Source organism: Synechococcus sp. JA-2-3B'a(2-13), assembly GCF_000013225.1.
In the GTDB taxonomy this organism is placed as follows: Bacteria; Cyanobacteriota; Cyanobacteriia; order Thermostichales; family Thermostichaceae; genus Thermostichus.
In genome coordinates, this window is sequence record NC_007776.1 from 1,218,500 (window position 1) to 1,236,867 (window position 18,368).

Consider the following 18,368-nt stretch of genomic DNA (forward strand, 5'->3'; position numbering starts at 1 on the left):
GCCGGAGCTTTCTCTGCCATGCCTATGGAGAGAGCAGCGATTCGCTGCGGGCGGTGTAGCCGGCTTGACGCAGGGCTTCAACGGCGGCTTGGGCATTGTTAACCCAAAATTGGGATCCCATTCTCACCCAAAGGGTATGGGGATGGGCGGTGATGGCAGCCACGACAGGAATGCGATTTTCTTCTTTAATTTCCGAGCGTTGGCGAGCGATTAGCGTCTGTAAACGGTATCGATCCTCCAGTGTCCCAGCAGAGTCGAGAGGGAGCTCCACCGTTACCCAACTAACAGATTCAATCGGTTGTAAATCTTCCACAATCAGTTGCACCTGTTCATCCCGCTGATCCACTTTGGCCCAAACCAATAGCCGTTGATCCACCTCCAGGCAACCGCGCAAACGTTCATAGGTTTTGGGGAAGATCACTGCTTCACAACTGCCGGTGAGATCTTCCAGTTGCAAAATGGCCATGCGATCCCCTTTCTTGGTTGTGACATTTTTAATGGCAGTCACCAGGGCGAGAACGCCCACAGAGGCATCGGCTGCGCAGCCGCCCAAGTCAGCTAGGTTTACAGGGGCCAGCAGCCGCGCTTGCTCCTGAATGCGCCGCAGCGGATGATCCGAGACATAAAACCCCAGCAGCTCCCGTTCCAGCCTCAACTTTTCCTGGGGTGGAAAATCCTCGGTAACCGGCCCACGCGGAGCTTCCACAAATCCATTGCCGGCGCTGCCACTGCTCCCCAGTAAATCGAACAAGCTGGCTTGGCCGATGGCTTTGGACTTGGCTCGCTGCGCTGCCCAACTGAGGATGGGATCCAAATCGGCAATTAGTTGTTTACGATTTCCAGAAATACAATCAAAAGCGCCCGCACAAATCAGGGCCTCCAGGGCACGACGGTTAACAATGCGCAGATCCACCCGCTGGCAAAAATCCGCCAGAGAGGTGAAGGGGCCATCAGCTTGACGGGCAGCCAAAATGTTTTGAATGGCCCCCTCCCCTACATTCTTCACTGCCCCCAGACCAAACAAAATGCTGGATCCCTGGGGAGTAAAGTCCATTCCAGAACGGTTGATATCCGGCGGCTGAATTTGGATCCCAATTGACAAGCAATAGGTAATGTAGCGCTGTACCTTGTCCTGATCTCCCCCCACAGAAGAGAGCAAGGCTGCCATATATTCCGTTGGGTAATTGGCCTTGAGGTAAGCTGTTTGAAAAGTAATCAACCCATAGGCAGTAGAATGCGATTTATTGAAGCAATACTCGGCAAAAGCAACCATTTGATCAAACAATTCTGTGGCAACTTCTTGGCTTACACCCCGCTTGGCTGCCCCCTGCACAAATTGCTCGCGGTGTTTCTCCATCTCGGAGACTTTCTTTTTCCCCATCGCTCGCCGCAGCAGATCGGCTTGGCCTAAGGTGTATCCGGCCATGTCTTGGGCAATGCGCATGATCTGTTCCTGGTAGAGGATGGCTCCGTAGGTATCCTGAAGAATGGGCTTGAGGAGTTCGTGGGCATAGGTTACCGGTTTGCGACCGTGCTTGCGATCGATAAAGTCGGGGATCATTCCCGTATCCAATGGGCCTGGCCGGTACAAGGCCAATACTGAAGAAATATCTTCCAGGTTGGAAGGTTTGAGCTCCCGCACCACCTGCTTCATGCCAGAAGATTCCAGTTGGAAGATCCCTTCCAGCTCTCCCTTTTCCAAAAGCTGGTAGGTTTTCTTGTCGTCTAGGGGTAGGTTATCCAGATCTATATTGACGCCATTGTGTTCTCGGATCAGTTCCACTGCCCGCTGAATCATCGTCAGGTTGCGCAGACCCAAAAAGTCCATCTTCAGCAAGCCCAAAGACTCGATATCTTCCATCGAGTACTGGGTGATAATTTGGCCTTCATTGTTGTACTGCAGAGGCACGATCTCATCTAAGGGATCCTTAGCAATCACCACACCGGCAGCGTGAACCCCGAAGGTTTTGTTGGTGCCCTCCAACAAACGTGCCAGCTCGATCCAGCGGTGGGTGGTTGGGTCTTTCTCGTATTTTTCTTTGAACTCTGGAGCGGGAGTATCCTCGCCAATCATCTCTTCCAATTTTGCGGGCTTGCCTCGGGATACCGGGATCAATTTCGCCATTTTGTCGGCTTCTGAGTAGGGAATGTCTAAGACTCGACCGACATCTTTGAGAATGGCTTTAGAGGTCATGCGGTTAAAGGTGATGATCTGGGCGACTCGCTCTTGGCCGTATTTGCGGGTCACATAGTCGATCAGCTCTCCCCGCCGCTCGATGCAAAAATCCGTATCAATATCCGGCATCGATTGACGTTCTGGATTGAGAAATCGCTCAAACAGTAGGCCGTATTTAACCGGGTCAATGTTGGTAATTTGTAGGGCATAGGCCACCAGGGATCCTGCTGCCGAGCCTCGCCCCGGCCCCACCGGGATCCCCTGCTCGCGGGCATAGCGAACGTAGTCCCAGACCACCAGGAAATAGCTGGAGAAGCCCTTTTGTTGGATGATGTTCAGCTCAAAGCGCAGGCGCTCCTGGTAGTTTTGGGGGATCTGATCCGGCTGAGCAACACCGCAGCGCTTCGCCAGCCCCTGCCAGGCCAATTCTGTGAGATAGCTATCGGCAGAATGGCCCGGTGGAACCGGGTAGTCGGGCATGCGCATTTCCCCAAATAGGTCATAGCCCTCGATCTTTTCCAGCACCTTCAGGGTGTTGGCGATGGCCTCGTCAATCACCTCCTGTTCCAAATGGTCACGGCAGAGACGGCGCATCTCTTCTGGGCTTTTCAGGTATTCGGTTCCGGTGTAGCGAAGGCGATTTTTTTCAGTAAGGGATTTGCCTGTTTGAATGCAGAGCAGCGCATCGTGGGCCTCTACATCCCAGCAGGAAATAAAATGGCTATCGTTGGTGAGGATGATCGGGATCCCCAATTCGCGGGCGATGCGCACCAACTGCACATTGACAAAGCGATCTTCTTGATAACCGTGATCCTGAATCTCGATGTAATAATCATCCCCAAACTGCTCTTGGTACCAAGCGGCAACTTCACGGGCAATTTCTGGCCGCCGCTGCAAAATAGCTTGAGGCACTTCTCCTGCCAAGCAGCCGCTGGTGACGATCAACCCTTCTTTGTATTGCACCAAATACTCTTTGTTAATGCAGGGGCGAGAGAAAATCCCTTTGCCTTGAATGCCGTGTAGATGAGAAATGGTGGTTAGCTTCACTAAGTTTTTGTAGCCCTGGGTATTTTTGGCCAGAACCACTTGGTGATACTTGGGGTACTTGCGGCTTTTGTCGCGGATATCGCCGTTGATTACATACATTTCATTGCCGATGATTGGAGTAATCCCTTTGCTTTTACACAGTTTCACCAGCTCCAATGCCCCATACATGACACCGTGATCCGTCAGGGCCAGCCCCGGCAAACCCATAGCCACCACCTGCTCGACCAAACGCGGCAATTGGCTGGCACCATCCAAGAGGCTGTATTCGCTGTGGAGATGCAAAGGAACAAAAGACATGGCAACGCTACGGATAGTGGGATCCCTTTAACCTTAACTCAGCGTGTCCATTTCTCGACTGCCTGCAGATGCCGCTACAGTAAAGTCAGCTGATGTTTTTTCCCTTTTCTTGAATCTATGGATGCTCCCATTCGCCTCACCCAGTACTCCCACGGCGGTGGCTGCGGCTGTAAAATTGCCCCGGCCCTGCTGCAACAAATTCTTAAGGATGTGCCCCTGCTATCCCCAAATCCGGCTTTGTTGGTGGGAGCTGAAACCAGCGATGATGCGGCTGTCTATCAACTAAACGACCACCAAGCCCTAATTTTGACCACCGACTTCTTCATGCCGATTGTGGATGAGCCGGTGGATTTTGGTCGGATCGCGGCGACCAATGCCCTTTCCGATGTCTACGCGATGGGGGGCACTCCCATTCTGGCTTTGGCGGTTTTGGGCATGCCGGTCAATACCCTGCCGATGCAGGCCATCCAAGGGATCATGGCCGGAGGGATCCAGGTTTGCCAAGAAGCCGGGATCCCTTTGGCAGGGGGGCACTCCATCGATTCGCCGGAGCCCATCTTCGGCTTGGTGGCAGCAGGTTTGGCCCATCCACACCACATTCGCCGCAATGCCACGGCCCAAGCCGGGGACGATCTGATCCTGACCAAACCGCTGGGGATCGGGGTGATGACCACCGCTCTGAAAAAGGGTCAGCTCAGTGCGGCAGGCTACGCGGAAGTTTTGCAGGTGATGACCCAGCTGAATCGCATCGGCTCGCAACTGGCCCAGCGACCGCAAGTTCACGCCATGACGGATGTAACAGGGTTTGGCCTGGTGGGACACTTGCTGGAAGTCTGTCGCGGCTCGGGGGTGGGGGCCAGTTTGGATCTGGCTTCCATTCCGTTTTTGGCAGAAGCGCTCTCGCTGGCAGAGGCGGGGATCTTTCCAGGGGCGGCTCGTCGCAATTGGCAGGGCTATGAGGGGGTACAGGCAGAATCCCTGCCCGAGTGGCAGCAACTGCTGCTGGCAGATCCCCAAACCAGCGGGGGCTTGCTGGTGGCGGTGGATCCCGGCTACACCTCAGACCTCTTGCAAGAGCTGCACAGTGCCGGCTACCCCTACGCCCGTCGCATCGGCCGATGCCAAGCTGGAGACACCAGAATCCATGTTACCGGCAAGATCAGCCTCAGCCCAGCGGCAGCCTGAAGAAGACCCTCTGGCAATACTCACCATGCAAAGTCTCATGCAAAGTCTCGATAGAGGGCTCAGTATGAAGATTGCGTCAAGCAGCTCTGAGAAAGTTAAAGATACCATGTAAGGCAAGGGAAGGTTAGGATATCCTGAGATCTATGAGCGAGCTTCCCCCCAGCCGTAGTCTGGTTCAGCGAGTTGAGCCTGGCCAGCTGATTCGAACCCTCAGCAGTGGGCAATTGCTGATGGTGGATCCCCAGCGGCACAACGCCCTGATCATCTGCAAGACGTTTCATGCTGAGTTTGCCGGGCCGGGTGCTGCTGTTGGGGGGCCCTTGGATGTGGAGTCCGGCGGCGTTGTCCCCATTGGGGATGTGGTTTTGCTGCATCCGCAAGACCACCAAGAGCGGCAAAGTGCCTATGCCAAGCGGCTGCACTGGATGCGTTGGCTACAGCAAATCACCGACAATCCTTTGCCGGCCCAGCGGGCGCGGGTTTTGCTCTTTAGCTTAGAGGAATTTTTCTCTGCGGATTTGGTTAGCCAATTGCCCGATGACATTTTGGCACGGCTGGTGGGGGTGCTGCCCCAGACGATTGCTGCGGTGCGGATGGAGATGACGGCCCTCTACAGCCCCAGCTATTCCTTGGCAGGCTGAGCTTGTCTTGGACTGGGGAAGGGACTCGTCCTGCCAGCATGAATCGGTGACACCTTGCAGCCCTCTCTGCAACTGGAACAAGACACGATCAGCTACACTGCTGGCATTTGGTTCAACTGGACTCGACTGGAATCTTTGCCTCATGCAGTGGTGGAAACGGCTTCGCCAAAACCGATGGGCCCAAGTAGGAGCTTACATTCTCCTTGTTTTCTACGCCTGCGCCATTTTTGCCGAGTTCGTTGCCCCCTACAGCCCACTGGAATCTCAACCGGGGGGATCCCTTCTGCCGCCCACCGCCATTCACTTTTGGGATGAATCGGGCGCTTGGATTGGGCCCCACGTTTATCCAACCCGCCAGGGGCCAGTGGATCTGGAAACGGGAGAACGCCCGCTCTTGGTGGATACCAGCCGTCCAGCCGGGATCCGCTTGTTTGTGGCCGGTACTCCCTACCGTTGGTTGGGGTTGATCCCCTCCAATCGGCATCTGTTTGGCACCGTCCCGCTGCGGCCTGTTGCAGAAGAGGGACAGGTGGGATCCCCAATCGGCGAAGAGCCCTCTGTGGCACGGCTACACCTGCTGGGCACCGATGATCAAGGTCGGGACTATTTCAGTCGCTTGGTCTATGGCGGGCGCGTCAGCCTGTTTATCGGCTTGGTGGGCATTGGCATCTCTTTCCCCATTGGTCTGCTGGTGGGGGCCATATCCGGCTACCTTGGGGGCTGGGTGGATACGCTCCTGATGCGCTTGGCAGAGGTGTTGATGTCGATTCCGACGCTGTATCTGCTGGTGTCGCTGGCAGCGGTGTTGCAGGTGAATCCGCTGACCGGGGTGCCCTTCAGCAATGCCGAGCGCTTCTTGGTGATTGTGGTGATCCTCTCTTTTGTGGGTTGGGCGGGCCTAGCCAGGGTGATTCGTGGGCAGGTGCTGTCCTTGCGAGAGCGGGACTTTGTGCAGGCAGCGCGGGTAGCCGGGGCTGGATCCCTGTACCTGCTGGTGCGGCATATTTTGCCCCAGACAGCCACTTATGTGGTGATCTCGGCAACCTTGGCGGTGCCCGGCTACATTGCGGCAGAGTCGGTGCTGAGCCTCATTGGGTTGGGGATCCAACAGCCGGATGCCTCTTGGGGCAACATGCTCTCGCTGGCCACCAACGCTTCGGTGATCATCCTACAACCCTGGCTGGTGCTGGCCCCAACGCTGATGGTGGTGCTGACCTCTCTATCCTTTAACCTGCTGGGGGATGGTTTGCGGGACGCCCTCGATCCTCGGGAAGGGTGAGCTGCTTCCCCATTGCGCCGAGTGAAGGGAATGGAGTGGCCTGCAAATCACCGCTTTCCGTCGGGATAGAGCCGGTTTAGACCCTTGCGAGCCTTAGCATGGACATCCAGGGTGGCATCCATTTTCAGGATCTGCCGGTAAACTTGCTCGGCACGAGCCACTTCCCCTTCCCGTTCCAACTTTTCTCCCAGCTTGAGCAAGTTTTGGGCTGAGAGATCTGCCCAAGGATTCTGTTCGGCTGTTGGCTCCTGCAGTTGCCGCAGCTCTTCTAGGCGCTCTTGCACCATCGGTCGTAACAGCCAAGAGTCATCCAGATCCAAAACCTCTCGGTAGTAGCGCTGGGCCTCTTTAAAGTTCTTTTGCTCGTCGTAGGCTTCGGCCAGTTGTAGCGCCAGTTCCGCTGTGGGCTGATCCTTAAACTGGCGATGCAGTTGGTTCAGTCGCCGCACAAAGGGGGATCCCTGCTGCGGGTTTTTCAAATCCGGGGCGTGCTGAACCGGCAGATAGTCGTCCCTCTCCGCCGATGGTTGAGGGGAAGGGGCAGGCTCTGCAGCTTGAGGTCGAAGGGGCGCTTGGCGGCTGATGCTTTTGGGATCGATGGGGGTGGGCTTGTAAACCCAAATTGGCTGATCCGGAGGAGATGCGGGTGGGGTTGGGCGTGGGATCGGCTGCGGCAAGGGAATGGTCTTGCGATCCGGCGGTTCAGGAGATGGCTGCTTCAGCTCCTCAAGGGTGCTGGGAGGTTTGGGGGCCTGAAATTGAATCGCTTTGGGAGTCTCCCTGCGCTCTTGGGCCAATTCTCGGTACAGAGCGGCCAATTGCAGGTACCCCGCTTCTTCATAGGCAGTGGCCAGCCAACGGGCATTCTCTGGGCTGGGATCCGCACGATAAGCTCGCCGGAGCAACTGCAAAGCAGTGCCGTAGTTGCGCTCTCGAATGGCTGCCCGTCCCAAACTCGCTGAGCTGGCCCCGGTCGTATCGCTAGCCATAGGTTTCCGTCATGCCTCGCTGTGCGCCGATGATAGATCAGTTCTCCCTAGCCAGCCACCTGGGGCAACCTTTGCGACTGGATCCCTTGGCCTTAGCATACCCTTGCCAAGCTGAACGTTGCTTGCCTAGAAGGGTCTCTCTGGAATTGGGTGGCAGACTTCTTTGCCGATATTGATCCGACAATTTGAGAGGACAATTTGATTATTACTGATTATTAAGACATTGAGATCTGGATGTGAGGTTGACTTTCAAGCTAGCTTGTGATCAAGCCTCGAGCAGCGACAGGTTCCGGCGCAAACATGATTCAACAGTTTCGAGAGCGGTACCCTATGGGCAGTTTGCTCACCGATCTGTTGCGTGTGGAAGAAGGGATCTACATTGTCAGAGCCCAGGTGGTGGTGAACAACACGGTTTTGGGCAGTGGCATGGCTGGCTCGAACACCGTCGAAGAGGCGGAAGATGCTGCCTTGAAGCGCGCCCTCCACCACGCAGGATTTGGTCGCCCCACTTCCTCTTTGAGTTTGGGCATGGATTCTGCTGCCGCCAGGGTGCCTTATCTGCCAACTCCTGAGTTGGCCAACGGACACGCTCAGTCTTCCCCTGCTTCTCCAGCCCCCGAGTCGATAGGGATCCCTGCAAAGCCAAGTTCCCCAGAGCTGCCCGGTCTAAGTGAGCCGGCGGCCTATGGGGATGACCTATCGGACATCATTGCCCAAACGGATGTGGAGATGCAGCGCATTGGCTGGGGCCGCAAGGAAGGACAAGAGTTTTTGGAACGTCGCTTTCAGAAGAAATCTCGCCACCAACTCAGCGACGCCGAGCTGCGGGAGTTTTTGCGCTACCTAAAACAGCAGCCCTCCCGCCTCAGCAGCGAACCCCGCTTTTGAAGTCTTCTCGGCCTTGCCGCCAAGATCTCGGGATCTGGAGATCTGGCAACTCCTATCTTCCAACTAGGGTTGTTCCGAGCCCGTTCAAGTAGCCTCTGACCCTTGCCCCCGGCCCCTCTGGAAGGGGGAGTTGGGAATCAAGCCAGCCAACTGTTTTACTGCTAGTTGGCTGCTACTTGGAATAAGCCCGTTCTACCGTCGGTGTCTTGCTGCTGCTGAAGCTAGGGCGCACCTACAATCACGCTGGTGTCTTCCATTTGCTTCACGACCGTTTCTCCCCCTTCCGAGAGCACAACCCGTCGCTCTGGCACCGATACTCCGGCCACCTTGGCGGTTTGGTAGTTTTGCCCGGCCTGCACCACAGCGGGAATGACACCTGGGCCAGAAACCAGAGCAAAGGACTCGCCGCCGATCTGTATCATCCCGGAAACCTGTACACTGCGGGCAAAGGCAGCCGGGTCGGGGGTAGGCGTTGGGATCGGGGTGGCCACTGCTACAGGCGCTCCATTGCCGTCGCCAGGAGGGGGCAAAACCGGAGGTGGAGGCAGGGGCGGCAGGACAATCTGCGGTTCAGGAGCACGCACGTTTTGAGGCACAAAGGGATCCACACGGCCAGCCCCACTCAAGGCCCGCTGGGTTTCCTGCTCTCGATCCACTGGCGGGATCAGGCTAGAGGCAGCTTGGGTAGCCTGCAGAAGGGAGGGCACCGGCGGCGGGGGTTGATCGGGGAGGGGCCTGAGGAGCCGGGGGAGGGACTGCAGAAGGGAGGGCACCGGCGGCGGGGGTTGATCGGGGGCGGTCTGGCCAAAACCGGCAGGCAAGTTCACCGTTTGTTGCCGGGCGAGAGCTTGCATCTGGCTGGCTCCGCGGGCCAAGGTGGCGCTCATATCCTGTTCCCAAGTCCCTGCAGCATTCAGCCGCATGATCACAGGGCTGGTTCCCCCCCGAGACTCCACCCAAATTTCCGCTTCTGTGTCGCTCAATCGCCGCGAGCTGAGGATCCGGGATCCCGGAGGCAAGAGGGGCCGAAGCGCCAGTTCGGCCTCAGGAACAGCCTGTTCGTTGGCCAGAGCCGGGAACCAACGGGGGGCCAAAAACGCAACGCCCCCTGCCAACAGCAGGCCGGCTACAAGAAAGCAGGACAATGGGCGAGCAGGCAGCGATTTCAGCATAGAGACCACCGGGAGAGCATGACTCTAGTCAATAATAAGCTCAACTATACTGAAAATAATGTATAATATGTTCAGTACGGATTACTACCAGTTGATCTTTCTGTTTACTTTCGAGTCTGCCAACATGGTAGCCAAAGCAAAGCAGAAAATTGGTAGTAAGACGACACGGAAACTGCGCTTTGGGTATTCTACTCAAAGCTTTGCGGGATACCGCCATTCTGGTTGGAAACAAACAGAATGCTATCGCTGCATAGTTGAACAGTGATGTTCAGCAGTGTTCAGCGTAAATGTATCAGCCTCGTATCCTCTCCACCAAAATATCCAAAATCTTCGTGATGGGGCCAAGCCGAGCTGCTTTTCTCGACAACAGTGCTAGGATTTGTCGATCGAAACAGTGGCACCATGTCCCCAGAGATCCCGACCGGGCCAGACAAAGACGGCCTCTGTCCAAGCGCAGCCTCGTTTGCCATACTGAAGAAAGATTGTAAATATTTGTTAACGCCATGACTGTCTCTGCTTTGGATCCCGCCAACCCCGCCCGTTTACAGGAGATCGCTCAACGCTTGCGCAGCCCGCGTTCTGCAGACCGGATGGTGGCCTTGGCCCAGTTGCGGGATGTGCCGGCAGAGCAGGCGGTGCCGCTGATTTTGCAGGTCATCGACGATGAGAACCTGCAGGTGCGCTCTTTTGCCGTCTTTGCCCTGGGGATCAAGCAAACGGACGCCTGTCTGCCCAAATTGCTGGAAATCCTCACCCAAGACCCGGATTATGGCATTCGCGCCGACGCGGCAGGTGCCCTGGGCTACTTGGAAGATCCGCGGGCTTTTGAAGCTTTAGTGCGTGCTTTCTACGAGGATGTAGAATGGCTGGTGCGCTTCAGTGCCGCGGTGGCCTTGGGGAACTTGAAGGATCCGCGGGCTTACGACGTGCTGCTGCGGGCGTTGGAGGGGCCAGAAGAGCTGCTACAACAGGCGGCCATCGCAGCTTTGGGAGAACTGGGGGATCCGCGGGCCCTGGATCACATCCTGCGGTTTGCCCAATCGGAAGACTGGCTGGTGCGGCAGCGGCTGGCCCAAGCGCTGGGCAATTTGCCTTCCCCCAAGAGCGTTTCTGCTCTCAACTACCTGGCCAGGGATCCCCACGATAGCGTTGCGGCGGCGGCTCTGGATTCGCTGCGGCGCTTGCGGCAAAGGGGCATCTCAGAAACCACCCCTGAGAAGGGATCCGGGCCAGCCAATTCTGAGGAAGGCTAAAGTAAAGATCCCGGCTCAGCTTGTTCCGGGTTCCCCAATCCCCAGAGAGAGGCCTCCTCTGTTTCCGGCTGAGCCTTTCTTTTCCTAGGATCCCTTGTCTCAATGGTTATCAGCCCCCACTCATCGGTTTCACCTGTTGCATCCCCGTCGCGGCCCCGCATTGTGGCGGCCCTTTCTGGGGGTGTGGATAGCTCTACGGTGGCGGCCCTTTTGCAGGAACAGGGCTACGCCGTGGAGGGGGTCACCCTCTGGCTCATGAGGGGGAAGGGGCAGTGCTGTACCGAAGGCTTGGTGGATGCGGCAGCTGTTTGTGAGCAGCTGGGGATCCCGCACCATGTGGTGGATAGCCGCGAGCTGTTCCAGGCCAACATTGTCGATTACCTGGTAGCCGGCTACGCGGAGGGCATTACTCCCCTGCCCTGCTCCCAATGCAACAAGCTGGTGAAATTCGGCCCGTTGCTGGCCTATGCCCGCGAAAAGCTGGGCATCTCGCAGATGGCCACCGGCCACTACGCACGGGTGCGCTTTAACGCCGAGCTAGGACGTTACCAACTCCTGCGGGCGGTAGATCGGCAGAAGGATCAGTCCTATTTTCTCTACGACCTCAGCCAAGAGCACCTAGCCCATAGCCTCTTCCCCTTGGGCGAGTACACCAAGGCCCAAACCCGTCAGTTGGCTGCCCGCTACGGGCTGGTTACAGCCGACAAGCCCGAAAGCCAGGATCTCTGCTTGATTGAAACCTATGGCTCGATGCGGAGCTTTTTGGATCAGTACCTTGGGCAAAGGCCAGGGGAAATCGTCGATACCCAGGGGCGAGTGCTGGGATCCCATGAGGGCATCCACCACTACACGGTGGGCCAGCGCAAGGGGTTGGGGATTGCCTCTTCCCGTCCGCTTTACGTGGTGCGCATCGATGCGGCCATGAACCGCGTTGTCGTGGGGGAACGGGAGGAGGCTACCCAGGCTGAAGCGTGGGTAAGCCAAGTCAACTGGGTCTCTATCCCGGCGCCGACGGGATCCTTGGCTGTTGAGGTTCAGGTGCGCTACCGTACCCCCCCAGTGCCCGCCATGGTGATCCCGGAATCGCCAGAGCGGGTAAAGCTGCAGTTTGCCGAGCCGCAGTTTGGGGTCACTCCTGGCCAAGCCGCCGTCTGGTACCACGGGGATCTCCTGCTGGGGGGAGGGATCCTGGAGCGCCCTTCTCCCTAGGCCAACTGCAACTTCCCTCTCGCCAGGGGGGAAGGATTGGGGGTGAGGGCAAGCCAAACTACGCTGCTTGCGCTTGCAGCTGCTGCAGGGATCGGAACAGGAGCACTGTATAGATATTGAGGATAGGCGCAACTGCCGTGGCGGCAGCATTCCCAACCACAGCCGCACCTAGGGTATCTCCCAGGATCCCCCCAACAGAAAACGAAATCAGGATCGCGATGCCGAAGATCAAACCCACGGCCAGAAATGCCCAAAACACCCCCCACCAACGGCCCCTGACGAGGTTCCAACTGTAGCCCAACCCTTCCGTGGCACCTTTGTCTTCCAGGACAATCGCGTAGAGGGTAAAAGCTAGCCTCACCCCCCAGTAGATTCCGGGAAGCACAAACAACAGCATCCCCAGCGAGACAATCAACACCAGCAGAATGCTGCCGAATACCAGAGGCACTGCCCTAGAGACAGCCCGATCCAGGCTGTTGCCCAGCGGGGGAGTTCGCTGCTTCAAGTGCTGATCCACCAACCAGAAGGCTGCCCCGGCCAGGATGGGCGCACCAATCAGGCCATAGGCCAAGTTGAGGATCCCCCCGGCAAGCGGGATCAGCTCCGCAACGATGGGAATGACAAAGCCAGGAGAAGCCAGGATCAGCAGCGGCCCATAGATAGGGCCTACCAGTTCCAGCGAGCGCTGCAAAAGGGAGAAGGGGTTGAGGGTAACATTCTGCATAACAGAGGGATCCTCGTGGGCGACCAAGTTCACCCCCTTCATACCACGGGATCCCGGCTTTGGTTCTGGGAGCAGGCTTAAGAAAGTCTGTATTGCTTTGTACAGATCTAGGCGGATTTTTGGAGGATCCACGCCGCTGCCTGTTCGCCGCTGCGCAGGGATCCCTCGATGCTGCTCTGGTGAGTGTACTCTCCAGCCCAGAGAAGGCCTGGCAGGCCGCTATGGGTGGGAACCAAATGCTGCTGAAAGCCGGGGGGTTGTACAAACTGGGCAAAAGGGATCCGGTACACCCGCAGCAGGCGCAGTTGCTCCAAGGGGGCTTTATCGCTACGCGACGCTGCCGCGACGGGGAAGTAAGTTTGCAGCTCGGCCTGGCAGGCTTGGGCCAGTTCCTCGTCCCTCAAGGGGGGATCCCCTAGCACCACCACAGAGTACAGGTGTTGGCCAGGAGGAGCCAGCGCCGGGCTGATGCGGGTAAGTTGGACCCAATGGTTGATCCAGCCCTGGCCGGTGGCGTTGAGGTACAAGTAGGCGCCGCGGCTGAGGGAAAAGGGGGCGCAGAAGTAGAGACAGGTCACCGCTCGCCCCTGGGTGGGAATGGGGGTGGGGGCTTGAGGGCACAGCTCCGCCTGCCAGGCCCGTGCCTGAGGGGCATCAGTAGCACAAACTACCCACTCGGCAGGGATCTCTTCACCCTTGGCGGTGCGGATCCCGCGCACTTTCCCGTCTTCTGCCAGGATGCGCTCCACCGGGGTTTGGTAGCGAATCTGTTCGGGGGACAGGTGACCGGCCAGTTGTCGGGCCAGTTCTCCCATGCCCAAGGCCGGGGTGACAATGGATCCCTCGGCCATCATCTTGAAATAAAAGGCAAAGAGGCGGGCGCTACTGCCCAGATCCGGATCTAGAAGGATCCCGCGGAAAAAGGGGTAGAAAAAGTGCTGGCAGATCTGTTGGGAAAAGCCGTACTGCTCCAGAAACTCCCGCAGCGAGCAATCGGATCCCCCTAGCCCTTCTTGAAAAACCTGCTCCGGGCTGCGGCGCGCCAGCTCGGATCGCAATTGCAGCACCTTGAGCTTGTCCCCAAAGCTGGCCAAGGGGTTGAGCAAAGAGGGGAGAAGGCTGGACAGATCCCGTAGGGGATCCCCCAACAGCCAGCAGCGACCGGGTTGAGCCAAAATAGCGCCGGGCCGGTAGGGACGGGGATCGAGCTTGCCTAGATCCAAATGCTGTCGCACTTTGGGATAGGCGGTGAACAGCACCTGAAAACCGCGATCCAGGCGAAAGCCATCCACCTTGTCGGTACGCACCCGCCCCCCAGGGCCGTCGCTTTTTTCCAGAACCAGGACATCCCTCCACCCCGCCTGGCTCAGCACTTTGGCGCAAGCCAAGCCGGCCAGCCCCGCCCCAATGATGACAACTTTGCCCATGCTGATACATTTACGCTGAACACTGCTGAACATCACTGTTCAACTATGCAGCGATAGCATTCTGTTTGTTTCCAACCAGAATGGCGGTATCCCGCAAAGCTTTGAGTAGAATACCCAAAGCGCAGTTTCCGTGTCGTCTTACTACCAATTTTCTGCTTTGCTTTGGCTACCATGTTGGCAGACTCGAAAGTAAACAGAAAGATCAACTGGTAGTAATCCGTACTGAACATATTATACATTATTTTCAGTATAGTTGAGCTTATTATTGACTAGAGTCATGCTCTGCCGGGATCCCTTCTTCGTCGAGTATTTTATCTGCTTGGATCCCACTAGTATCTGCTTGGATCCCACTAGGGCTGAGCTGGGTCGGCTGGCCCCCAAATGCGAATTGAGCCATCGGCGCCACCACTGAGAAGGGTCTGCCCATATCGCTGCGCGACGCTTCCGCGACCGGGGCCAAACAGCAAGACGCTCACCATCCAAGTCTGGCCGCCCAGGGTGCGCAACTGTTCTCCGCTGCGCAGATCCCAGAGCTTAATCTGGTGAGCGCGGTAATCGGTGCCGCTGGCGAGCAAGCGGCCATCAGGGCTGAGGGCAAGGGCGGCCAAGCCGGACAAAGTCTGGGGCAAGGTGCGCTCCAAGGATCCCGTGCCCAAGTTCCAGACCAAGATGCCACCGGTACTGCCGGCGAGCAAATAGCGGCCATCTGGACTCAGAAGCACCTGCTCGATGGGGTAGTCGGCCTTTAGGGTTTCCAGCAAGGCCCCGCTGCCAGGATCCCAAAGGTGAACGGTGGGATCTCCATTGGCGGCCACCAAGATCCAAGGGGGGATCCCTTCAGACTGGCGGGAAGTATTCATACGGGTGGGTCTTGGGCCAAAGGCCACCGCTGTAATGCCTGCCCTCTGAGGGGTATCCTGGGCGGCGGCAGCAGTGTGAGGCGATAGGGTGCGGATCAACTGGCCGTTGTCGGCCTGCCAAAGGCGGATGGTGCGGTCGGCGCTGCCACTGGCAATCCAACGACCATCGGGGCTAATGGCGACACTGTTGATCAACCCGGTGTGCCCTTGCAACTGCAGCCGCGCCAGCACATCCCCAGGCGAGAGAGCCGGATCCCCCAGGGTCGCCAGATCCCAGACCCGTGCCGTCTTGTCTGCCCCCCCACTCACCAAAAAGGTACCATCTGGGCTGATGGCCAGTGCCTCAACGGATCCCTCGTGGCCTGCCCAGCTCTGGAGCAGTTGGCCAGCCTGGGGATCCCAAAGCCGGATCACGCCGTCGTCTCCCCCGGCAGCAAGGAGATTTCCATCCGGGCTGATGGCCAGAGCAGTGACGGCGACAGGGCCTTCCAGCGTAGCCTTGAGCTGCAAAGACTTGGCCCAGTCTGCCGGGTCGTTATCGCTACGCGACGCTTCCGCGACCGTGACGGCGGTGGGGACGGAGGCATGAGAACCGTTCTCGCGAGTAGGATGGAGTCCCAGGCCGTTGCGCTTTGCCGGGCCAGAGGATCCCGTTCTCGTGAGGGGGACAGAATCCTTGGGCTCCCCCCGCAGGCCAAGGTTCGCCCTCATCTGCCATACCCCTGCCACCGTCAACGCCAGCAAAGCCGCCAAGCTGCCTCCTGCCCAAACCGGTGGGATCCGGGGACGCGCCCGCAGCGATACCGGAGAACGCGGTGGGGTGGTTGGCTCCTGTAAGGGCTCGGCGGCGACAGGGCTGGGCTGGGACAGGAGTTCGGCGGCAGGGGGGCTCTCGGCGGGGGGCAAAGCCTGCAAAGCGGCCAGAGCTGCTGTTGCTGAAGGAAAGCACTGTTGTGGGTTGCAGCTCACCAAACGATCCAGAAAAGCAGCAAAAGGAGCGCTAGTAGAGGCCAGATCGTGCCAGCGCAACTCCCCCGTCAACGGGTCGCGAAACAGCTTCTGGGGCGGGATCCCGCAGAGGGCCTGCAGGGCAATCAGCCCAAGAGCATAGAGGTCGCTGCAATGCCTGGGGCCATAGGGGTTCCCGAAGCCAGAGCCGGAAAAAGCCAGACCCTGTTCCTCACCCCCCCACTTCAACAACACCCATCGGCCATCCGCCTGACGGTAGATCAAGCGAGAGGGCTGCAGGTTGCAGCAGCTCACCCCTTCCTCATTCAGGAAGGCCAAGGTTTGCAGCACATCCTGCAACAAGGCTCGTACCTCAGCCTCTGTCCAGTCGTGCCCCCAATGGCAGTGCATTTGGCGGGACGGAGTCGTTAGCTGGCCCCTCTCGGTTGCGTTACCTAGCAATAGAGCTTGTTCCAGGGTGGGCCCTTCAACCCATTCTTCCACCCAATAAAACTCCCCCTCTTGCTCAAAGCAGGCCAACAGGCGGGGGATACCCTCGTGGGATCCCAGGTGCTCCCGCAGCGCCACTTCTTGCTGAAAGAGATGCCGTAGCGAGGCGGAGTCCTCACTGTGTTCGCGGTGCGGAGCATTTTGGCCGGCCTGCCAGCGTTTGAGCACCACCCGAAGCCGCTCAGGATGATGGCTATCCTGTGCCAAGTAGGTTTGTCCGCTGGATCCCAGTGCTTCCAAGATCTGATAGCGGCCACCCAGGGTCTGCCCTACCATGGGGAGAGTGCGAACCTTTTCCTTCCGACCCATCATGCCATGGCGACGTGAGACTCAGGCTAACCGTTCACCAAATTTTCGGGCTGGAGGCCCGCACCATAGCCGCAGGCTTGGTGTCGGGAGGAAAGCCCTCCTCCATATAGGTTTGCTGGTCAAAAGTCTGGATGAACTACAATAAGCCTATGAGCCAGGCCATATCTGTACGTTGCAAGCTGATAGTCCCTGTAGAGTTGCGTCAAGAAATTGACCGCACCCTGCAGAGGTTTGCTGACGCTTGCAACCAGATTCTGGATACCGCCAAGCGTGAGAAGTGCTGGAACACCGTCAAGCTGCATCACCTGGTCTATCGACCGGTAAGAGCAGCAACGGGGCTGAAAGCCAACCACGTCTGTCAGGCGCTCCGTCGGGTGATTAGCAATGCCAAGGCGGTGAAGCAAGTCCACAAGTTCCGCCCCACCAGTCTGACTTTGGACGCTCGTACTTTTAAGTACCGAGAGTCCGACCAGGCCGTGGGCGTGACCCTGATGAGCGGACGGGTTTGGCTCAAGCTCAAGATTGGCGGTTATCAAATCGCTTTGCTGCGGGGGCAAACGCCCACCAGCGCTACTCTGTCCAAGACCAAGCAAGGGGAGTACTACATCAACATCGCTGTTGAGCTGGATACTCCCCCGACTGGCAAAACTCCAAAGGTAATCGGAGTTGACTTGGGCAGGCGGGATATCGCCACCGCTAGCAATGGACGCTCTTGGAGTGGAGAGCACATCCAGGCCGTCCGTGACCGGTTCAGCCGTGTACGCGCCAAGGTTCAATCCAAACGCACTCGCAGCTCTAGGAGGCTGCTGAGAAGGCTCTCTGGGAGAGAACGGCGCTACCAGACATGGCTGAACCATAACATCAGCAAAACCTTGGTCAGGGATGCCCAGGCTATTGGTGCGGCACTGGCTTTTGAAGACTTGACAGGCATCAGAGATTGCTTGAATCAGAAGTCTCGAAGTAAGGCTGAGCGGCGCAGGACTAACAACTGGGCGTTCTACCAGCTCAGGATGTTTGTAGCCTACAAGGCTGCCATTGCTGGAGTGCCTGTGGTGCTGGTGCCGCCTGCCTACACCAGTCAGACCTGCCACAAATGCCTGCACATCCACCCTGAGCGGGGTAAGTCCTACCGCAATGGTAAGTCGTTCAAGTGTGGGCACTGCGGGTGGGAAGGGGATGCTGACCATAACGCTGCTCAAGTAATCTCTCTCCTTGGGGCGACTGTAAACTCGCCTGAAATTCCGAAACTTAGCTGTCCTCTGGGGCCGCTAGGGATTGGGATAAAGCCCGCACCCTGCGCATAGCGCGGGTGTCGGGTAGTTTACCCTTGCGTTCACGGTGCGGAGCGCCTGGGTGGGATAGAGTCCTCGCCGCATCAGTCCTCCACCGCCATGGCTGAGGTGAGCAGAGCAAAAAGCGAAAGGGGATCCCGACAGCCGCTTTCGGTCAACTTT

At 57.8% G+C, this 18,368-nt stretch carries 13 protein-coding genes and 1 pseudogene; 7 read left to right on the plus strand and 7 right to left on the minus strand.

The annotated features are described in order from the left end of the window. Positions 1 to 22: 22 nt before the first annotated feature. Complete coding sequence (locus CYB_RS05615; RefSeq protein ID WP_011432811.1) at positions 23 to 3,520, minus strand: DNA polymerase III subunit alpha; 3,498 nt, start codon at positions 3,518 to 3,520, stop codon at positions 23 to 25. Positions 3,521 to 3,637: 117 nt separating this feature from the next. Here CYB_RS05615 and selD point away from each other — a divergent pair, with 117 nt between their 5' ends. From selD to CYB_RS05630, 3 genes are all read left to right on the plus strand, one after another. Beyond that, on the plus strand, positions 3,638 to 4,705 hold the full coding sequence (gene selD, locus CYB_RS05620; protein ID WP_011432812.1) for a selenide, water dikinase SelD: 1,068 nt from the start codon (positions 3,638 to 3,640) through the stop codon (positions 4,703 to 4,705). A gap of 143 nt (positions 4,706 to 4,848) precedes the next feature. Next, complete coding sequence (locus CYB_RS05625; RefSeq protein ID WP_011432813.1) at positions 4,849 to 5,346, plus strand: hypothetical protein; 498 nt, start codon at positions 4,849 to 4,851, stop codon at positions 5,344 to 5,346. Positions 5,347 to 5,488: 142 nt separating this feature from the next. Beyond that, entirely contained in the window at positions 5,489 to 6,625 is a 1,137-nt protein-coding gene (locus CYB_RS05630) for an ABC transporter permease (protein ID WP_041436389.1), read from the plus strand. Positions 6,626 to 6,672: 47 nt separating this feature from the next. Here the strand turns inward: CYB_RS05630 and CYB_RS05635 are convergent, their stop codons facing one another. Continuing rightward, on the minus strand, positions 6,673 to 7,614 hold the full coding sequence (locus CYB_RS05635; RefSeq protein WP_011432815.1) for a tetratricopeptide repeat protein: 942 nt from the start codon (positions 7,612 to 7,614) through the stop codon (positions 6,673 to 6,675). A 300-nt stretch (positions 7,615 to 7,914) separates the two neighbouring features. On the opposite strand from CYB_RS05635, the gene CYB_RS05640 reads away from it, so the two are divergent. After that, the gene (locus tag CYB_RS05640; protein WP_238376927.1) at positions 7,915 to 8,502 is read left to right on the plus strand and encodes a hypothetical protein; all 588 of its coding nucleotides are present in this window, start codon (positions 7,915 to 7,917) and stop codon (positions 8,500 to 8,502) included. A gap of 221 nt (positions 8,503 to 8,723) precedes the next feature. On the opposite strand, the gene CYB_RS05645 is transcribed toward CYB_RS05640, so the two are convergent. Continuing rightward, positions 8,724 to 9,674 (minus strand): hypothetical protein, encoded by a 951-nt coding sequence (locus tag CYB_RS05645; protein ID WP_071818154.1) that lies wholly within the window; start codon positions 9,672 to 9,674, stop codon positions 8,724 to 8,726. Between the two features lie 503 nt (positions 9,675 to 10,177). On the opposite strand from CYB_RS05645, the gene CYB_RS05650 reads away from it, so the two are divergent. Further along, on the plus strand, positions 10,178 to 10,927 hold the full coding sequence (locus CYB_RS05650; protein WP_049749566.1) for a HEAT repeat domain-containing protein: 750 nt from the start codon (positions 10,178 to 10,180) through the stop codon (positions 10,925 to 10,927). A gap of 102 nt (positions 10,928 to 11,029) precedes the next feature. Further along, on the plus strand, positions 11,030 to 12,136 hold the full coding sequence (gene mnmA / locus CYB_RS05655) for a tRNA 2-thiouridine(34) synthase MnmA (RefSeq protein WP_011432819.1): 1,107 nt from the start codon (positions 11,030 to 11,032) through the stop codon (positions 12,134 to 12,136). A gap of 58 nt (positions 12,137 to 12,194) precedes the next feature. On the opposite strand, the gene CYB_RS05660 is transcribed toward mnmA, so the two are convergent. The 4 genes and pseudogenes from CYB_RS05660 to CYB_RS05670 all read right to left on the minus strand — a co-directional run bounded on the left by CYB_RS05660 (position 12,195) and on the right by CYB_RS05670 (position 16,881). Continuing rightward, positions 12,195 to 12,902: a glycerophosphoryl diester phosphodiesterase membrane domain-containing protein gene (locus tag CYB_RS05660; protein WP_148202709.1), complete on the minus strand. Its 708-nt coding sequence runs from the start codon at positions 12,900 to 12,902 to the stop codon at positions 12,195 to 12,197. Positions 12,903 to 12,967: 65 nt separating this feature from the next. Then, positions 12,968 to 14,287, minus strand: a complete 1,320-nt coding sequence (locus tag CYB_RS05665) for an NAD(P)/FAD-dependent oxidoreductase (protein WP_011432821.1) — start codon at positions 14,285 to 14,287, stop codon at positions 12,968 to 12,970. A 43-nt stretch (positions 14,288 to 14,330) separates the two neighbouring features. Then, positions 14,331 to 14,514: pseudogene (locus CYB_RS15650) on the minus strand (hypothetical protein); the annotation flags it as partial. 123 nt (positions 14,515 to 14,637) lie between these two features. Then, entirely contained in the window at positions 14,638 to 16,881 is a 2,244-nt protein-coding gene (locus CYB_RS05670) for a WD40 repeat domain-containing serine/threonine-protein kinase (protein ID WP_148202710.1), read from the minus strand. 182 nt (positions 16,882 to 17,063) lie between these two features. Here CYB_RS05670 and CYB_RS05675 point away from each other — a divergent pair, with 182 nt between their 5' ends. Then, entirely contained in the window at positions 17,064 to 18,218 is a 1,155-nt protein-coding gene (locus tag CYB_RS05675) for an RNA-guided endonuclease InsQ/TnpB family protein (protein ID WP_011432823.1), read from the plus strand. The last annotated feature ends 150 nt before the right edge of the window (positions 18,219 to 18,368 follow it).

Excerpts from the sequence above, each read along its gene's own strand:
- CYB_RS05650 (WP_049749566.1), top strand. The coding sequence starts at position 10,178 with ATGACTGTCTCTGCTTTGGATCCCGCCAACCCCGCCCGTTTACAGGAG.
- mnmA (WP_011432819.1), top strand. The coding sequence starts at position 11,030 with ATGGTTATCAGCCCCCACTCATCGGTTTCACCTGTTGCATCCCCGTCG.
- CYB_RS05665 (WP_011432821.1), bottom strand. The coding sequence starts at position 14,287 with ATGGGCAAAGTTGTCATCATTGGGGCGGGGCTGGCCGGCTTGGCTTGC.
- CYB_RS05640 (WP_238376927.1), top strand. The coding sequence starts at position 7,915 with ATGATTCAACAGTTTCGAGAGCGGTACCCTATGGGCAGTTTGCTCACC.
- CYB_RS05675 (WP_011432823.1), top strand. The coding sequence starts at position 17,064 with ATGAGCCAGGCCATATCTGTACGTTGCAAGCTGATAGTCCCTGTAGAG.
- CYB_RS05670 (WP_148202710.1), bottom strand. The coding sequence starts at position 16,881 with ATGGTAGGGCAGACCCTGGGTGGCCGCTATCAGATCTTGGAAGCACTG.
- CYB_RS05630 (WP_041436389.1), top strand. The coding sequence starts at position 5,489 with ATGCAGTGGTGGAAACGGCTTCGCCAAAACCGATGGGCCCAAGTAGGA.
- CYB_RS05660 (WP_148202709.1), bottom strand. The coding sequence starts at position 12,902 with ATGAAGGGGGTGAACTTGGTCGCCCACGAGGATCCCTCTGTTATGCAG.
- CYB_RS05625 (WP_011432813.1), top strand. The coding sequence starts at position 4,849 with ATGAGCGAGCTTCCCCCCAGCCGTAGTCTGGTTCAGCGAGTTGAGCCT.
- CYB_RS05635 (WP_011432815.1), bottom strand. The coding sequence starts at position 7,614 with ATGGCTAGCGATACGACCGGGGCCAGCTCAGCGAGTTTGGGACGGGCA.
- CYB_RS05615 (WP_011432811.1), bottom strand. The coding sequence starts at position 3,520 with ATGTCTTTTGTTCCTTTGCATCTCCACAGCGAATACAGCCTCTTGGAT.
- selD (WP_011432812.1), top strand. The coding sequence starts at position 3,638 with ATGGATGCTCCCATTCGCCTCACCCAGTACTCCCACGGCGGTGGCTGC.
- CYB_RS05645 (WP_071818154.1), bottom strand. The coding sequence starts at position 9,674 with ATGCTGAAATCGCTGCCTGCTCGCCCATTGTCCTGCTTTCTTGTAGCC.